Origin of the sequence: Nonomuraea aridisoli, assembly GCF_003236395.1 — a bacterium.
GTDB classification, from domain to species: domain Bacteria; phylum Actinomycetota; class Actinomycetes; order Streptosporangiales; family Streptosporangiaceae; genus Nonomuraea; species Nonomuraea aridisoli.
In genome coordinates this window covers 1-15,747 of the sequence record NZ_POUD01000070.1, presented here as the reverse complement: position 1 = coordinate 15,747, position 15,747 = coordinate 1, and the positions used below count along the sequence as shown (strand labels likewise).

The 15,747-nt window shown below is 69.8% G+C and carries 16 protein-coding genes and 1 pseudogene; 9 read left to right on the top strand and 8 right to left on the bottom strand.

Annotated elements, in window-relative coordinates; all coding sequences use genetic code 11:
* The first annotated feature begins 32 nt into the window (after nt 1-32).
* From C1J01_RS18630 to C1J01_RS49170, 3 genes are all read left to right on the top strand, one after another.
* Nucleotides 33-944 (top strand): LamG-like jellyroll fold domain-containing protein, encoded by a 912-nt coding sequence (locus C1J01_RS18630; RefSeq protein WP_181448832.1) that lies wholly within the window; start codon nt 33-35, stop codon nt 942-944.
* Nucleotides 875-2,053: a NucA/NucB deoxyribonuclease domain-containing protein gene (locus C1J01_RS18625; RefSeq protein ID WP_111180248.1), complete on the top strand. Its 1,179-nt coding sequence runs from the start codon at nt 875-877 to the stop codon at nt 2,051-2,053. The genes C1J01_RS18630 and C1J01_RS18625 overlap by 70 nt, the downstream gene beginning before the upstream one ends.
* A 117-nt stretch (nt 2,054-2,170) precedes the next feature.
* Complete coding sequence (locus tag C1J01_RS49170) at nt 2,171-2,743, top strand: hypothetical protein (protein WP_146615649.1); 573 nt, start codon at nt 2,171-2,173, stop codon at nt 2,741-2,743.
* 109 nt (nt 2,744-2,852) lie between these two features.
* Here C1J01_RS49170 and C1J01_RS18620 read toward each other — a convergent pair.
* The 6 genes and pseudogenes from C1J01_RS18620 to C1J01_RS18595 form a co-directional block, all read right to left on the bottom strand.
* Nucleotides 2,853-3,671: pseudogene (locus C1J01_RS18620) on the bottom strand (IS701 family transposase); the annotation flags it as partial.
* Between the two features lie 92 nt (nt 3,672-3,763).
* A complete protein-coding gene (locus tag C1J01_RS18615; protein WP_111180247.1) occupies nt 3,764-4,522 on the bottom strand; it encodes a site-specific integrase in 759 nt (252 codons plus the stop codon).
* A gap of 153 nt (nt 4,523-4,675) precedes the next feature.
* The gene (locus C1J01_RS18610; protein WP_111180246.1) at nt 4,676-5,002 is read right to left on the bottom strand and encodes a hypothetical protein; all 327 of its coding nucleotides are present in this window, start codon (nt 5,000-5,002) and stop codon (nt 4,676-4,678) included.
* Nucleotides 5,003-5,128: 126 nt separating this feature from the next.
* Entirely contained in the window at nt 5,129-6,163 is a 1,035-nt protein-coding gene (locus C1J01_RS53480) for a mycothiol transferase (protein ID WP_146615648.1), read from the bottom strand.
* A gap of 88 nt (nt 6,164-6,251) precedes the next feature.
* A complete protein-coding gene (gene add, locus C1J01_RS18600) occupies nt 6,252-7,238 on the bottom strand; it encodes an adenosine deaminase (protein WP_111180244.1) in 987 nt (328 codons plus the stop codon).
* The gene (locus tag C1J01_RS18595) at nt 7,235-8,179 is read right to left on the bottom strand and encodes a nucleoside hydrolase (protein WP_111180243.1); all 945 of its coding nucleotides are present in this window, start codon (nt 8,177-8,179) and stop codon (nt 7,235-7,237) included. Before C1J01_RS18595 ends, add begins: the two co-directional genes overlap by 4 nt.
* 96 nt (nt 8,180-8,275) lie before the next feature.
* Between C1J01_RS18595 and C1J01_RS18590 the strand changes: the two genes are divergently transcribed.
* Nucleotides 8,276-9,343, top strand: coding sequence for a LacI family DNA-binding transcriptional regulator (locus C1J01_RS18590; protein ID WP_111180242.1), 1,068 nt, complete (start codon nt 8,276-8,278; stop codon nt 9,341-9,343).
* A gap of 640 nt (nt 9,344-9,983) precedes the next feature.
* Nucleotides 9,984-10,691, top strand: a complete 708-nt coding sequence (locus C1J01_RS18580) for an MBL fold metallo-hydrolase (RefSeq protein WP_111180241.1) — start codon at nt 9,984-9,986, stop codon at nt 10,689-10,691.
* 465 nt (nt 10,692-11,156) lie between these two features.
* Here the strand turns inward: C1J01_RS18580 and C1J01_RS18575 are convergent, their stop codons facing one another.
* The gene (locus C1J01_RS18575) at nt 11,157-12,044 is read right to left on the bottom strand and encodes a LysR family transcriptional regulator (RefSeq protein ID WP_111180240.1); all 888 of its coding nucleotides are present in this window, start codon (nt 12,042-12,044) and stop codon (nt 11,157-11,159) included.
* A gap of 84 nt (nt 12,045-12,128) precedes the next feature.
* Here C1J01_RS18575 and C1J01_RS18570 point away from each other — a divergent pair, with 84 nt between their 5' ends.
* Both C1J01_RS18570 and C1J01_RS18565 read left to right on the top strand, forming a co-directional pair.
* Entirely contained in the window at nt 12,129-13,046 is a 918-nt protein-coding gene (locus C1J01_RS18570; RefSeq protein WP_111180239.1) for a TIGR03564 family F420-dependent LLM class oxidoreductase, read from the top strand.
* A gap of 29 nt (nt 13,047-13,075) precedes the next feature.
* A complete protein-coding gene (locus C1J01_RS18565) occupies nt 13,076-14,008 on the top strand; it encodes an SDR family NAD(P)-dependent oxidoreductase (protein ID WP_111180238.1) in 933 nt (310 codons plus the stop codon).
* A gap of 346 nt (nt 14,009-14,354) precedes the next feature.
* On the opposite strand, the gene C1J01_RS18560 is transcribed toward C1J01_RS18565, so the two are convergent.
* Nucleotides 14,355-14,597 (bottom strand): site-specific integrase, encoded by a 243-nt coding sequence (locus C1J01_RS18560; protein WP_111180237.1) that lies wholly within the window; start codon nt 14,595-14,597, stop codon nt 14,355-14,357.
* A gap of 430 nt (nt 14,598-15,027) precedes the next feature.
* Here C1J01_RS18560 and C1J01_RS18555 point away from each other — a divergent pair, with 430 nt between their 5' ends.
* Entirely contained in the window at nt 15,028-15,561 is a 534-nt protein-coding gene (locus tag C1J01_RS18555; protein ID WP_111180236.1) for a SigE family RNA polymerase sigma factor, read from the top strand.
* Nucleotides 15,558-15,747 (top strand): hypothetical protein (locus C1J01_RS18550; RefSeq protein ID WP_220039977.1); only part of this gene is annotated, 190 nt, incomplete at its 3' end. The genes C1J01_RS18555 and C1J01_RS18550, both read left to right, overlap by 4 nt.

Genomic DNA, 15,747 nt, shown 5'->3' with positions numbered 1-15,747 from the left:
TCAGGGCACCGGGCCCAATCTGGGCAGGCGCCGTGGACACCGTCGTCTCCGGCACCCAGGCGAGCGTCACCGTCCCCGGCGGAATGCTGACGGACGGATGGAAAGTCCGCTGGCGGGTCCGGGCAATCAACACTGCCACCACGGTCGGCTCGTCGTGGTCGGACTGGCAGAACCTGACCGTCTACGTGCCGGACCCCGTCTCCGAACCGGCTGTGGGCGCGCTCCAGGTCAGCCCGGCCGAGCAGGCGGACGGCATCACTTTCACCCCCACTCGCACCCCAGCGCTGCTGGCCCAGGTCATCGACCCAGCCGGCCAACCGCTGCGGGCTGAGGCGGAGATCGAGCATGACCCGGCCGCGACCGGGCAGGGCAGCGGCCAGATCTGGACCGGCACTGCGGACAACGTCGCCTCCGGTACCCAGGCGAGCATCGCCGTCCCGGCAGGCAAGCTCGTCGACGGGTGGAAGGTGCGCTGGCGCCTGCGCGCGGTCGCCGGTGACACATCCTCAGCCTGGTCGGACTGGCAGCAGGTCACCGTCGACGTCATCCAGCCTGGTGAGAAGCCCCTGGCCCAGACCACCGCACCAGTGATCCGTGCCGACCAGAGCTTCACCGCCGCGGCCTGGCTGCGCTGGAGCGATGCGAATGGCGACTACAGCATCATCGAGCAGAGAGGCACTCACCAGGCGCCCTTCCGTCTCGGTAACACTCCCGAGCATGGTCTGGTGTTCACCTTCACCAAGGCCGACGCCGCGAATGCGCCGGCGGAAGGTGTCCGTTCAGGGATCAAACCGCCCGTTGATGAGTGGTTCCACCTGGCGGCAACGTACGACGCGGCCACCCGGACGGCCACCTTGTACCTGAGCGCGCCCAGGTGGGCACCGCACAGTTGTCCGTCCCCGCATGGGACGCCCCGACGGCTCCGCTGCGGATCGGTGCGGTGATGACCGGAGGCATCGATGAAGTGGGGATCTATCAGCGACCACTGACGGCTGCAGGAATCGCCGACCTGTTCAATCAGTTCCAAGCATCCCGGACTGCCGAACTCCCATCCCCGCAGACCGGCCCCGCGCCCTCCGCGCGGACCAACGCCTCGCCTGCCGCAACCGATGGCAGCTTCTACAAGCGCGTCGAGTTGGATGACTGCCAGGCCCTCGACGACAACTACGACGGGGACACGGCTGACTCTTACGTGACGTGGATGAAGGGCGAGTACGCGTTCGGCCAGTCCCGGATCCATGAATCCACCTACAACTACTGCTGGTCGTCCTACATCTACATCCTGGAATTCGCCGAGAATCCGTTCACGGGCGGGATGGTGAGGTCGGCGAAGCGCTCCTTGCTCAAGCAGGCGAAGAAGAAGAACGGACAGCCGGTCGAGGTCGAGGACGACGATGCATTTCGTTTCCGCGCCACCTGGGTCATGCACACCATGCTTGGTAACGCGAGCGGGAAGGAGTTTTCCCAGGGACAGCTGTCGTTGATACTTCCCGTACCCGACCTGTTCCCAGTCGCATCGAACCACGGGCACCCTGCCCCGCCGAAGCGGCCCGGCCACGACTGGACTCACCCGGAGTATCCGCCTGCGAAGACCTCCATCGTGACTCCTGTGAACAAGGCGATCTACGGAAACTGGGCAAACGTGAGCAGCGCGGCGCTCATCAAGGTGAACACGGCGAAGGCGGCCGCTAACCGGGCTCAGTTCGAAGGCCTGCAGTTCACTACCGAAAAGGGGACTTCTACCCCGCGCCGCTGGCCGGATGTAGACAATCCGAAGCCGTGGGACCTCTTCGCGGTCAACTACTGCAAGTATTACTTCGAGGAGATGTATCAGCCCCCGGACAAGATCGTGAACGGGGTGCCGAACAAGAAGGATGTGGCATGCGACGAATATCCGTTCGCATCGACCAAGCAAGGGGCCGGCATGCAGGATGGGAACTACTCCATCCAGGCAGTCAGCTACGCACAGAATGAAGCGCACGGCAACGCCCTTACCGAGTCTACGCCGATTACCGTGTCGTACCCGACAGTCAGTTCTGGGTCAAGATCGTGAGCTAGGAAGCGAAGCCGAGAACCGGCTGCGATGGCCTGGTCTCGGCACCTCGAAGTGAGGCGATTCCTGGAATCGCCTCACTTCATGCCTTCAATCTTCGACCGAAGGAGCACATCGATGGACGTGTCACTACCCATGCCGATGGAGAGTCAGTGGGATCTCTTGAGCGAGCATAACTTGAGCGGTCGCTTGGATACGACCTGGATCGACACCGAGGACATAGAAGAGATCGTGCAACGCTTCCACTTGGACGCGTATCAGGGCATCTCTTGCAATCTGGATACGGCATTCAACGAAGCCGTAAACGACACCCAAGACGACACCATGATATGGATCGGGACACATTCTCCGGGCTGGTCCGTCGCAGTGGCGATACATGGGTGGCTTTCGATTGAACCGGAAATGAGTGCAGGAAGAAGGCGCATTTTTACCCACATGCACATGGACGAGGTGTATAAGCTTCCCAATGAGGGCATGCTCTATTATTACGATGGAGAGCTCATAGGTTCTCTGGGGGTGATCGAAGAGTTCCAGGAATATACGCATGATCTGGATGTGGGCTGGAGCTTTGGGTTTCGAGCGACGGTGGAGAGCTGTCTGATCCTGGCGGGGCGGATCACAGGCCGGTTCCTTGACCGGGAATGGTTCGCGGAGTCGCGGGTCCTGTATCGCGTTCCCCGGGACGCCTGATCTCGCTAAGAGCGCCTAACGCAATGAAGAGAGGCGCCGCCAGCAGATGAGCGCGCAGGCAAGCTTGAGGAAGGCCTCGAGGATGTCGGCGAGCCAGTTCCAGCTCGCCTTGATCGTTCGGGGTGAGGCTGCGGCGGGCCAGGAGCCAGCGCTGGAATCCGCCGGGTTGGCCGAGCTCATCGCCGGCGTGGGGTGGCAGGGTCGCCATCGCCCAGTCGTAAACCCTCGGCCCCTTGGCCCCGTCACCCGCTGACAGGCGTTTCCATGCTTGCGCGGGGGCATCGGCGGTCACTGCGTCGGCGCGCGAGCCGGTGTTGCCGTAACCGATGCTGCTGCCGAGCGACTGGCTCTTGGGCACGGCCACGACGTATCCGACCTTGCGTTTCTCCAGGAAAAGGCGGAACTTGTGGTCCTGGCCATGCGCCTCGTCCGCGCTCACCCAGGAAGCGGGCACTCCACCATCCAGGGCCCGCTCCAGCATCGCGGCCGCCAGCGCCGGCTTGGTGGCGAACGGCACGCTGTCCGGGATGCCGGCCTGCGCGCACCGGGCCCGGTCGCCGCTCCAGGACTTCGGCAGGTACAACTCGGCATCCAGTAACGCGCGCCCGCTTGGGGTGGCGTAGGCGAGAAACACCCCGAGCTGGCAGTTTTCCACCCGCCCGGCCGTGCCCGATTACTGCCGCTGCACCCCGGCCGAGCGGGTGCCCTTCTTGAGGAATCCGGTCTCGTCCACGATCAGCACGCCGCTCGGATCGCCCAGTTGCTCGACCACGTAATCCCGCAGGTCCACGCGAACTTCCCGCGGGTCCCAGCGCACGTTGTTCAGCAGCCGCTGCATCCGGTGAGGCTGCGCATCACCCGCGGCCTCGGCCAGCTGCCAGCCGTTCTTCCGCTCCACCGGCGCCAAAAGCCCGACCAGATACGCCCGCGCCGCGCCATGCCGGAGATCATGCAGACGAATCGGCGGCAGACCGGCCGCGAAGACAAGCCGCTCGAAATGCTCCGACACCCAGTCAGGGGTCAGCTCGGAGCCCTCCCTCCCGCGTGAACACCCGGCCCGAGGCCACCCAGGTACTCCCCCACGCCAACCCTTCCTCCAACTGCCGCTTGCGGTGCGCATGCAGCATGCTCACCGTGCCCTGACCGAGCGCCACCACCGCATCCGAACGCAGCCGTCTTCGGCGCCCCCTCCTTGACCTGACGGCCCACGTTGGCCAGCTGTGTCGCCGTGGCCAGCAGACCCTCGTCCAAGTCGACGTCCACCCACCTGGCGCCGCACGCCTCACCACGGCGCAACCCACGGAACGCGATCAGGTGGTACAAGGCGTATAGCCGATCCCCTGCAGCATGGTCCAGGAATGCGCCCAACTGGGCCGGCGTCCACACCATTACCGGCGACGGCCTCGGCGTGGCCGGCCACACCTTGAACCGCTCCATCGGCCAACTCTGCTCGTGCTCCGCGGCCAACCGCTTCCCGTACGCCACGTGGAAGGCCTCAATGCGCGCCTTCGTCCACACCACACCCTTCGCCTTCGCTCCGCCGTCCAGCTTCAGCAGCGCCGCGGCGTTGAACGACACCAGGTGCTCCCGCTCGGCGTCGGCCAGCACGGTACGGATCGTCGCCCTGGTCCGCTGCTTCGTCACCGGCCCCGTGGGCCGCTTCCCTCGCACGCTGGCCCGCACCTGCGGATCGTCCGACTCCCGCGCGGCCAGGGCGGCGTTCTTCTCGTCGATCCGCGTGAATACCGCCTCGACGGTCGGCACGAACAACCGGTCCATCCGCACGTGCTCGAGTACCTCGCGGATGTGCGTCTCCCAGTGCGAGATGTACCCGAGCAGCGCGCTGGCCGGCTGCAGCCCGGAATGTGGCTGCAGCCGGGTGCTGGCACCTATGTTCAGATCACCGCAGTTAGTGCATGGACTTCGCAGGCGCTACACAGGCGCTTGATTTTGCTCCTCAGTCAGATCCGAGCTTTGCGCAGTCGATGGAAAAGCTGATTCCAGGTATTGGTGCAGCAGGCTCATCACGGGGTGGGAGAAGAACTCCCGCTGGATGGACATGGCAGCACGAGCCAGCTTCCAACGCTGGCGGCAGGCAGGGTGCGATGAGAGCCGCTGCAACGCGTCCGGGCGGGTCAGCGCTGCGCGCCTGTCCTCGAACTCCGCCAGGGACATGTCCAGCTCCAGGATCGTGATCACCTGCCGGTCATCGGCGACGTGGCGCGCGATGCGGGCATTCGCGGGATAGCTCCCGTCCATGTCCTCGGGAACCCAGGCGTCCCTGATAGGTGACGCCCGCCTTCAACGTCCGGACGAACACGGCACGCAACATCGCTAGTCCTCCGTGGATGAATCGATCGCTGGGGTGACGGCCGCATGCCGTCCTCACAGCCCGATCGCTCCGTCGATGCGTTCACGGAGCAGGTCGGCATGGCCGTTGTGCCGGGCGTACTCCTCGATCATGTGGATGAGCACCCAGCGCAGCGACACTCGTCCACGCCACTCGTCGTGGCCTTCCAGGTTCAGGTCGGGTGCGTCGGCCGTGAACGCGTCGGCGAACGCCACCTCGCTGCGCCATGCCTCCCATGCCTCCGCGACGACCCGCCGATCGGGCACCGCGCCGTCGAAGTCCCCATCGGGCTGCGTGGCCGAAGAGAAGAGAAGCGGTTCGTCATGGCCCGCCAGGACGCACCGGAACCAGCGCCGTTCCACATCGGCCAGGTGGCGGACCAGCCCCAGCAGTGAGAGGGTGGAGGGCTCGACCGACCGGCGGGACAGTTCCGTGTCCAGGCCGGAGCATTTCGCCTCCAGGGTCGAACGTTGCGCTCGCAGGAAGTCCGTGAGCATGCGCCGCTCGTCGCCCGTGGCAGGCGTGTCGAACCGGCGGTCATCGGCCGCGGGGAACATCTCGGCTCGCCTCCGCCGACCGTCCGCGTCGGGGAAAGGCGGGCCCTGATCGTGCGGCTTCGCGTCCTGCGAGTGGTGAGGAAGGTCTTCGGTTACTGCCGTGACATGATCACGTGGACCGAACACCGCGACGGCGACATGGTCGATCTGCTCGCCCGAGGTCGCGGCCGGCGCGGCGAAGTGGCCGTCGCGGTCGCGGGCCTGCCGAGCGACCTGGTCGAGACCTACAGTGATCAGCTCGTCTCCGGCGCGCGCCGTGGCGTACAGCTTGCGTAGCTGCTCTGGTGTGGCGCGCAGGACGGACACCTGGTGCGGGTTCGGGCCGAGGGCCAGGTCACCTGGGACGTCCATGGCGTCAGGCGTCGGGGGCGCGGGCGGCAGCCGTCCGCCTATGCTGAGCCCAAGCACGGCCGCGGCGTTCACGGCCCATGCGGCCGGCAGATCGGCGCTGATGACGAGGACCAGTTTCGTGAGCGACGCCATGAGGATGTGCACTCCAAGGTTCGTTGTCACGGCGCATCGGGTGGAGCCGTGTGCGCGCTGGGAGCGCACAGCCGGCCCGATCGGCCATTCATGGGGCCGTAGGCGTCCGGCGAGGGGGTCAGGGCGATGCCGGCCCAACCGCCACCCCAAGGCTCGTTGTCCCGTCGGGGCCGGGCACGTCGCCGAACGCGGCGGCGCGCGCGTGCTCCTGGCACCGCGCCTCGTGGTCGCCGGTCCAGCCGTACCACTCCCCAATCCGCTGGAACTCGCGGGCGATTGTGGTGTCGGAGGTGGTGCGGGCGTCGGTGGAGACGGTGACGGCCAGCCCCTCGGCCAGCAGGCGGCCGGCGGGATGGGCGGCGGCCTCGCGTACCGCCCCGGTCTGCAGGTTGCTGGTCGGGCACATCTCCAGGGCGACGCGGTCACGCCTGAGCCGGTCGAGCAGGGCGGGATCGTCTGCCGACCGCACCCCGTGGCCGATGCGCGCGGCGCCGAGCACGTCGAGCGCCTCCCACACGCTCTCCGGCCCGGCCGCCTCGCCCGCGTGCACGGTGACGGCGAGCCCGGCGGCGTGCGCGGCGGCGAAGGCCGGCAGGTGCGGCGCGCCGGGGCGGCTTTCGTCGCCGGCCAGGTCCACGCCGACGACCGATCCCCGGTGGCGCAGCGCGGCGGCCACGACCTGCTCACTGGTCTCCGGCGGCTGCTGGCGCAGGCAGCACAGGAGGAGCGCGCAGCGGACGCCCGTCTGCTCGGATCCGGCCGCCAGGCCGTCGGCCACCGCCTCGACCGCCTCGTCGAGGGTCATCCCCCGCTTGCCGTGCAGCTGCGGCGCGAACCTGGCCTCGCCGTACACGACGCCGTCGGCGTGCCAGTCGTGCACCAGCTCCAGCGCCGCCCGGCGCAGCGCCTCGGGGGTCTGCAGCACCCGCAGGACCGGGTCGAGGTAGGTGAGATAGGTCATCAGGTCGCCGCACTCGCGCGGGGCCACCACCAGCGACTCGACCGGCCCGCCCAGCGTGATGCCCTGCTGCCCGGCCAGCTCGGCGACCGTGGCGGGCCGTACCGAACCGTCGAGATGGCAGTGCAGTTCGTAGCGGCCGATCATGCGCGTGCCTCCTCCGGCGCCAGCAGGCCGAACAACAGTTCCTTGAAACCCTTCTCGTGGACGCGGCGGACGAGGCTGACGTTGGGCGGCGGGCCGGTCAGCCGCCGATCCACCATGGTCTGGCCCCGGGCCTCGTCCCCGAGCGCGATCCGCACGTGCGCCGTCTCCCGCTCGGCCACCAGGCCGGGGCGCAGCGCCACCGCCATGGCCACCGGGTCGGGCAGGTCGTAACCGGAGAGCCCGGTCACCCGGGCGGCCCACTCGGTCACCTTGCGGTTGATCCGGTGAGTGAAATCGGCCAGCGGGGAGTCCAGGGCGAGCAGCCGTTCCTGGTCGGCCGGCGTCATCACCGCGTCGCGCCGCGAGACGTCCCAGCCGATCCAGGTGACCCGGCCGGGATCGGCCGCCGCGAGGACGACCTGCGCGGCCTCGGGGTCCGCCCAGACGTTGAACTCCGCCGTCGCGCTGATGTTGCCGGCCGCGTCGGGCGCGCCGGCCATGCAGTACACCTGCCGGTAGCGGCCCAGCAGGTCGCGGTCGCGCAGCAGCGCGGCGGCCAGATTGGTCAGCGGCCCGAGGGTGACCAGCGTGTACTCGCCGGGCCGCGCGCGGGCCCGGTCGAGCAGCACGTCGACGGCGTGCCCGGCATGGGGACGGCGGGCGGGCCCGGGCAGGCCGAGATCGCCCATCCCGTCGTCACCATGCACCGGCTGCGCGGTGGACAACGGGCGCACCATCGGGCGGTCGCAGCCCTCGAACACCGGCACGCCGTCCATCCCGGCGACTTCCAGGGTGAGCAGCGCATTGCGGGTGGCCTGCGGCAGCGGGACGTTGCCCGCGACGGTGGTCACCGCGTCCAGCTCGGCACCCCCGTCGCGCGCGGCGAGCAGCAGCGCCACGGCGTCGTCGGACGCGGTGTCGGTGTCCACGATCAGTTTCATCAGGGCTCCGTGAAAGGAGAGGTGTCTAAACGTTTAGAATCGTGTCGGGTGCAAGAATGGTGGCCGCGCACGTGAGCTGTCAAGGAGGGAGTGGGCATGGCGGTGACGATGGCCGACGTGGCCCGCCGCGCCGGGACCTCGATCGCGGTGGTGAGCTACGTCGTGAACGACGGGCCGCGGCCCGTCGCGGCGCGCACGCGGGAACGTGTCATCGCCGCCGCGGCGGAGCTCGGGTACCGGCACAACCGGGTGGCCGCCGCGCTGCGCTCTGGCTCCTCCGGCCTGGTCGGCGTCGTGCTTCCCGACACGGTCAACCCCTACTTCGCGGCCCTCGGTCAGCGGCTGGAGGAGGCCCTCACCGCCGCCGGCAAGCTGATGGTCGCGGCGAACTCGGGCTACAACGGGCAGCGCCAGGCCGCCGTGATCGACGCCCTGCTGGGCGCGCAGGTCGACGGCCTGATCGTCGTCTCGGCCCCGGGCGCCGACGACCCGGCCTGCCTCGCGGCCGAGAGCGGCGTCCCGCTCGTGCACGTCCACCATCGGCCGCCCGGCTCGGACACGACGCTCGTGGCCGCCGACAACGCCGCCGGGGTCGCCGCGGCGGTCGCCCACCTGCGCGGGCACGGGCACGACCGGGTCGACTTCCTGGCCGGCCCCACCGACGAGGGACCCGTGGGCGACCGCGTCGCGGCCTGGCGAGCGACCGGCGTGCCGGGCGGGCTGCTGCGTTCCGAGTACGGCCGGGCCGCCGCCGCCCGCCTCGTGGCCGGGCTGGAGACCGTGCCGAGGGCGCTGGTCGCGGCGACCGACGAACAGGCCGTCGGCGTGCTCGCCGGCTGCGGCGCGGCGGGCGTCGAGGTGCCCGGCAGGCTCGCCCTGATCAGCTGCGACGGCAGCCCGGAGACCGGGTTCACCGTGCCGCCGCTCACCACAGTGGAACAGCCGCTCGCCGAGATGGCCCGCCGGGCCGTACGCCACCTGCTCGGCGAGCCCGCGCCTGGCACCCCTCCGACGGCCACGCTCGCGATCCGGCGGAGCTGCGGCTGCCCCCACCCGGGCTTCCCCGGGGCCGAAGCGATGGACACCCAGCTCGAGGCGGCGCCCCTGGTGGTCGAGCGCGATGCCGGTTCACGCGGAGCCGAACCGGACGGGCACCGCAGGTAGTCACCGCGTTTCCAGCGCGGGTCGCCGGGCGAGCCGTCCAGCCGGAAATCGGGCGGCCGGGTGAGCATGGTGCCGGAACACCAGCTGGCAGGGACCGGTTCGGTCGAGGGCGCCACGCCGGGGATCGGCGTACACGCTCTCGTCTCCGTTGGCCGTCGCGAGGTGCTGCCGTGCTCACCCGCGGGCGGCGCTGACAGGTTCGCGCACGTGGGCCGCGAGCGGCCGCCGCCGTTCAGACATAGCCCACCACGGCGATCGAGGTCCCGGCGCGGCGGACCACGTCGGCCATCATCATCGCCATGCCCGCTCCCTCCTTGACAGCTTGCGTGCGCGGCCGCCATCGTTGCATTCCAACACCTGGTCTAAACGTTTAGAAACAGTCCTGTCACGGAGCCCTGATGAAACTGATCGTGGACACCGACACCGCGTCCGACGACGCCGTGGCGCTGCTGCCCGCCACGCGCGACGACACTTAGCAACACGGGGGAGCACGATTGAGCCCCAACGTCCCCGCGCTCACCGCCCCACTGACACATCGACCATGCGCGGTGTCACAAACTCCGGGCGCACTGCCGGGATCAACCCCAGACCATGACGGCCGTCTACCAAGACACGTTCCACCGCCCCCGAAAGAAGCCCCATGCAAATAGCACCGCATCTGCACCGCCTGGGTAACGATCTCGTGGCGTGCTACCTCGTCGACACCCCCGAGGGCATCACGCTCATCGACGCGGGGCTGCCCGGCCACTGGCGGGATCTGCAGCGCGAACTCCGCTTCCTGGGCAAGTCCGTCGACGACATCCGCGGACTCGTACTGACCCACGGCGACTCCGACCACATCGGCTTCGCCGAACGCCTACGAAGCGCACACGGCGTACCGGTGTTCGTGCATGCCGCCGACGCCGTCCGCACCCGCACGGGAGACAAGCCCAAGGTCGCGTTCGGCCCCATGCGTCTCGGCCCGACGCTCGGATTCTTCGGTTACTCCATCCGCAAGGACGGTCTGCGCACCCGCTATGTCGGCGAAGTCACCGAGATCGGCGATGGCGACGTCCTGGACCTGCCGGGCAATCCGGTGATCGTGGGCATGCCGGGGCACTCTCCGGGAAGCGTGGCGGTGCACGTCCCGCTCGCCGACGCGGTCTTCGTCGGCGACGCCCTCACCACGCGGCACGTCCTCACCGGGCGCGAAGGCCCCCAGCCCGCACCCTTCACCGACGACCCCGCCGAAGCACTCTCCTCCCTCGACCGGATCGCCGGACTGCCGGCATCCTGGGTGCTCCCCGGCCATGGCGCCCCCTGGCGCACCTCACCATCCCAGGTGAGCAAGGCGGTCAGAAACGGCTGAGAGGCCCAAGGGCCGGTATCCCAGCTGGTAAGCAAGACTGGAACCTCCTGGCGCTTCAGCCACGGCCGGGTGTACACCTTCGTCCCTCACCGCGGCCTCGAATACCCCGACCGGGGCCCGGTGCGCCGCCAACCGGGTACGCCTGCTGGGACCACCGTGGAGCATGCCACGCAGGCCGAACGCCGGCTCTTCGGCGATACCCGTCCCGACCGGCCTGCGCCACCTCAAACAGAACCTCATGGCTCATGACCTCCACTTGGGTGCGGAGGAAATAGACACCCTGACCACCCCGGCACCGGAGGGCCAGGAACAACCCGCGAGGCCTGCCTGACATCCCAGGTGCGTTCAGGAGGCCGACACGGCCTACCGGTGCCTTGAGCCGGAAACGCCTCGACGTAGAAGGCATGGCTGACGAACGGGTGGCTGCGACCTGTGCAAACGCAATCGCGTGTACCTCCGGACCGGTCAGCGGAAGGCGTCGGCGAGGGCCTGGGCGCATGCCGGGGGCTTCTCGGCAGAGACCAGCAGCCGGACGAGCAGGCGCAGCGGAGGATCGAGGGGCCGCACCGCGACCGTGGACGCCCCGAACGTGTGCCCGCACGCCGCCGCCTCGACCAGCGGCGTCGGGAGCACGGTCCACGCGCCAGCGCTCGCGCCGATCTCCAGCGCGGCATCCTCGATCGAGGTGACCTCGCGACCACGACGGACCAGCACGTCAGCCTCGGCGCACCGGGCGAGCACCGCGTCGTGCAGCGACCGATCCATGCCACGAGAGGGCAGGCGCAGCAGTAGATCGGCGAGCTGCTCGATCCGTACCGCGTCGCCGTCGGCGGCGGGATGATTCGCGGGCAGGACGACGGAGCAGGAATCCTCGCCGAGCGGTGTGGCACGCACCCGGCCCGCGTCGACGTCACCGCGGACGACGGCCGCGTCCAACTCCCCTGACGCGACCGCGGCCCCGTGTGCCGGGCCGGTGCCGTCGACCAGGATCAGGTCGACGCCGGGTGCCCGGGCGCGCAGCGCGGCGAGCCCGCGCGGCAGCCGGTCCCCCAACCCGGGGCTCGTCCCGATCCGCAGCATGCCCGTCCGGCCCTGTGCGAGTTCGGCGGCGAGGTCACGTACCCGGTCTGCGGCCGCCAGCGCGGCGCGTGCCTCCGCCAGCAGACGGACGCCCTCGGAGGTGAGGGCGACCCGGCGGGAGGTACGGGTCAGCAGACCCACCCCGAGCTCCCGCTCCAACCGTGCGACCTGCTGGCTCACCGCGGGCTGTGCCACGCCGAGCCGAGCGGCGGCCTTGCCGAAGTGCAGCTCCTCGGCGACTGCCACGAAGTAGCTCAGTTGCCGCAGCTCCACTGGACACTCCGATCAGGATCGCTTATCGCTGGAGAGTGTATTCGGCCATTGTTCCGGGCTCGGCAGCCAGGGTGAACTGGCCGTATGCACATCGGACTGTCCAGCCACGGCGCCATGCCCATCACCGAACTGCTGAGCCGAATAGAGCACGCGGCGGCGAACGGCTTCGCGCGATTCTGGCTCGGCGAGCACGGCGAATGGGATCCGCTGACCGTGTTCGCCGCGCTGGGGGACCGCGCGCCAGGCATCGACGTGGCCACCTCGGTCATGGGGATGTACCCCCGGCATCCTCTCGCCCTCGCCGCCCAGGCGCTGACCACCCAGGCCGCCACGGGCGGGCGACTGACGCTCGGCATCGGGCACGGCCACGCCCCGCTCGTCGAGAACCGGTACGGCCTGACCTGGCGGCCACCCGTGCGGCACGCGCGGGAGATCCTGGACGTCCTGGGCCCTGTCCTGCGAGGCGAACAGGTGGACGTCCGCGGCGAGGCGGTCACCGCGGCCGGCGGCGTCACCGTGCCCGGAGTGGCCCCGCCGTCCCTCCTGCTCGCCGCGAACGGGCCACGCATGCTGGCCCTCGCGGGCGAACGCGCCGACGGTGCGCTCACCATGTGGGCGACGCCCCGATTCACCGGCGACGTCGTGGTTCCGGCCGTTACCGGTGCGGCGGCGGGGCGCCCCGCGCCGCGCATCACCGTCGGCCTGCTCGTGTCCGTGACCTCCGACGTGGACGGCACGCGCGCACGCGTCGACGCCGACTTCCGCCAGGCTGCGGCCATGCCCACGTTCCGGTCTCTGCTCGACCGCCAGGGCTCCGCGAGCCCGGCCGACACGCTCGTCACCGGGGACGAGACGGCCGTCGAGAAGATGGTGCGCCAGTATGCCGACGCCGGGGCGACCGAACTGATCGTCTTCCCCGCCGGTCTCCCGGAGGACCATGACCGCACGGTCACACTGCTGGCTGATCTCGCGCGAGCACATCGCGGCCGGTACGACGCGTGACGATCACTTCGAAACTCGTGGGGGAAACCATGGCACGAGCGCGGTGGACCGCGCACGACGTCCCGGACCAGCAGGGCCGGGTCGCCGTGATCACCGGTGCCAACACCGGCATAGGGTTCGAGACGGCGAGGGTGCTCGCCGGGTGCGGAGCATCGGTGATCATGGCGGTCCGGGACGCCGACCGGGGCAAGCGGGCCGCCGCGCGGATCGCCGCCGACGTCTCCGGCGCGGACGTGTCGGTGCTGCGTCTCGATTTGGCCTCGCTCGCCTCCATCCGGTCGGCGGCCGAAGAACTGCACGCGACTCGCTCCGGAATCGACCTTCTGATCAACAACGCCGGCGTGATGTACACCCCGTACGGCACCACCGCGGACGGGTTCGAGCTCCAGATCGGCGTCAACCACCTGGGGCACTTCGCCCTCACCGGACTCCTGCTCGACATGATGCTGCCGGTGCCGGGCTCGCGCGTGGTGACCGTCGCCAGCGCGGCTCACCGCCAGGCCGGCACCATGAATCTCGACGACCTCAACTGGAGGCACGAGACGTACGACCGCACCGCCGCGTACGGACGGTCGAAACTCGCCAACCTGATGTTCACCTACGACCTGCAACGCAGGCTGTCCGGCCGGAGCCAGACGATCGCGGTCGCGGCACACCCCGGAGGATCCGACACCGGCGGATCGAGACGGGCGGTGTCGGGTTCGTCCAGGCTCCACCGCGCGGTCTTCGCCGTCGTACGGCCCTTGCTCATCCAGCCGGCGCACATGGGGGCACTGCCCACTCTGCGCGCCGCGGTCGACCCCTCCGTCCAGGGCGGCCAGTACTACGGTCCGGACGGGCTCGCCGAGAGCCGGGGACACCCCAAGGTGGTCCGGTCGACCGCGCGGTCGCACGACCAGGCCGCCCAGCGGCGGTTGTGGAGCGTGTCGGAGGAACTGACCGGCGTCACGTTCCCGCTGTGACACAAGCGGACACGAGCCGTACGGCCGACCGTCGTGGGTTCACAGGTCGCCGTCGTGGCCTGGGAACTCGACCGGCACGTACCTTGGTCCAGCCGCTGCTGCGATGATTCTGCGACCATGCAACCCGAACTGCACGCCCGGCATGGTGTGCAGCGCCCTCGGCCGCCCGCGCCTCCGCCCTCGGCCGGTCCCTGAGACACCCAGCTCGGCCCACCGCTCGGGTCGAAACGACCGGACGAAATGTAACGCCGGGTAATCGTTGGTGGAGTGGTCAGGCGTCCTCTGTGGAGGCGGGGCAGGCTCGGCAGTACGTCCGGGCTCGTCAGTAGTCCGGTCTCGATGAGGTTCACCACCGATCTCGCCCACGGCTCTTGTACCGCTCGGAGACCGTCCTGGTGAGGGTCTTTTCGGTGCGTCTGCGGTGGGCGCGCAGCGCGGTAATGGTGTCCTCGTCCAGCGCGATGGTGCGGTCGCCGGCCTCGGTCTTCGGCCTGCCCTGTACCGGCTCCCAGCCCAGCTGGGTGATCTGCCAGTGCATCCCAGCGGTCCCGGCGTTCAGGTCAACGTCCTTCCAGCGCAGCACGACCACCTCACCCCGGCGCAGCCCAGGCACTCGCCGGCGACTCGGACAAGCGAAGGGGGCTGGGCGGGCTGAAGACGGTCCCCGACGTGACCATGGTCGCTGTGCCAGCCTCTGGAACCACGCGCCCGATCAGCGGGTGCAGCACTTCGTCCACAACGCGCTGGTCGAGGTGGACGGCGACCGCGTCGGCGTGCGCGCGGAGCCGCGCCCGAAGGGCGGCCGGCCTCGGAGCCGCGCCGCACGCTCAGCGAGCGCTTCCGCTACGAGGCGGTCCGCACGGCGGAGGGTCGGCGGCTGTCGCGCGTGGACGGCACGCCGGTCCGGGAGACGCCCGGCCGGAGCGGGGCACCCGCGCTCATTAGACGATCGCGCGCCGGAGGCGCCAACCTTTCGCCGGACCCATCGCGTCTGGAGGTTACCGACCAGAGGAGAGACGTTGGATCGCGATGCCGGCTTCCGGGCGTTCGTGGACGCCCACCAGCGCCCGCTGCTGCGCCTGGCCTACCTGCTCACCGGCGAGGTCCACCGCGCCGAGGACCTCCTGCAGAGCGTGCTGGTCCGCATGATCGGCCGGTGGTCGAGGTTACGTCACGTCGACAACCTCGACGCCTACGCGCGCAAGGCCATGGTGAACCAGTACATCTCGTGGCGGCGGCGCCGTGACTCCGACGAGGTGCCGAGTGCCGAGCCGCCCGACCGCGCCTACTCGACCGAGGACTCCGCTGTCCTGCGGATCATGCTGCGCCAGGCGCTGATGCGGCTGACGCCCAAGCAGCGCGCGGTGATCGTGCTGCGCTTCTACGAGGACCGCACCGAACGCGACGTCGCCGATTTGCTGGGCTGCTCCGTCGGCACCGTGAAGAGCCAGACGCACCACGCCCTGGCCCGGTTGCGCGCGCTGGCGCCGGAGCTGGCGCCGCGACTGCCCGTACTGGACGACCCGGCCCGCAGCGAGGGGGCACGCCGATGACCTGGCTCGGAGACGAACTCTCCCGCATCGCCGACGACATGCCGGAGCGCGACCTGGGCACCCGGGCGATGGAGGCCCATCAGCGGCGGCGGCGCAACCTCGTGGCGCTCGCCGCCGCGGCGGTGGTCGTCGTCACCGTGCTCGCCGCCACCGTCGGGCTGCGGGCGCTGCCGGCCCAACCCGCCC

Coding starts and splice junctions, on each gene's coding strand:
- C1J01_RS18615 (WP_111180247.1), bottom strand. CDS start 4,522: ATGGACCGGTTGTTCGTGCCGACCGTCGAGGCGGTATTCACGCGGATC.
- C1J01_RS18580 (WP_111180241.1), top strand. CDS start 9,984: ATGCAAATAGCACCGCATCTGCACCGCCTGGGTAACGATCTCGTGGCG.
- C1J01_RS18570 (WP_111180239.1), top strand. CDS start 12,129: ATGCACATCGGACTGTCCAGCCACGGCGCCATGCCCATCACCGAACTG.
- C1J01_RS18595 (WP_111180243.1), bottom strand. CDS start 8,179: ATGAAACTGATCGTGGACACCGACACCGCGTCCGACGACGCCGTGGCG.
- C1J01_RS18610 (WP_111180246.1), bottom strand. CDS start 5,002: ATGGACGGGAGCTATCCCGCGAATGCCCGCATCGCGCGCCACGTCGCC.
- C1J01_RS18565 (WP_111180238.1), top strand. CDS start 13,076: ATGGCACGAGCGCGGTGGACCGCGCACGACGTCCCGGACCAGCAGGGC.
- C1J01_RS18590 (WP_111180242.1), top strand. CDS start 8,276: ATGGCGGTGACGATGGCCGACGTGGCCCGCCGCGCCGGGACCTCGATC.
- add (WP_111180244.1), bottom strand. CDS start 7,238: ATGATCGGCCGCTACGAACTGCACTGCCATCTCGACGGTTCGGTACGG.
- C1J01_RS49170 (WP_146615649.1), top strand. CDS start 2,171: ATGGACGTGTCACTACCCATGCCGATGGAGAGTCAGTGGGATCTCTTG.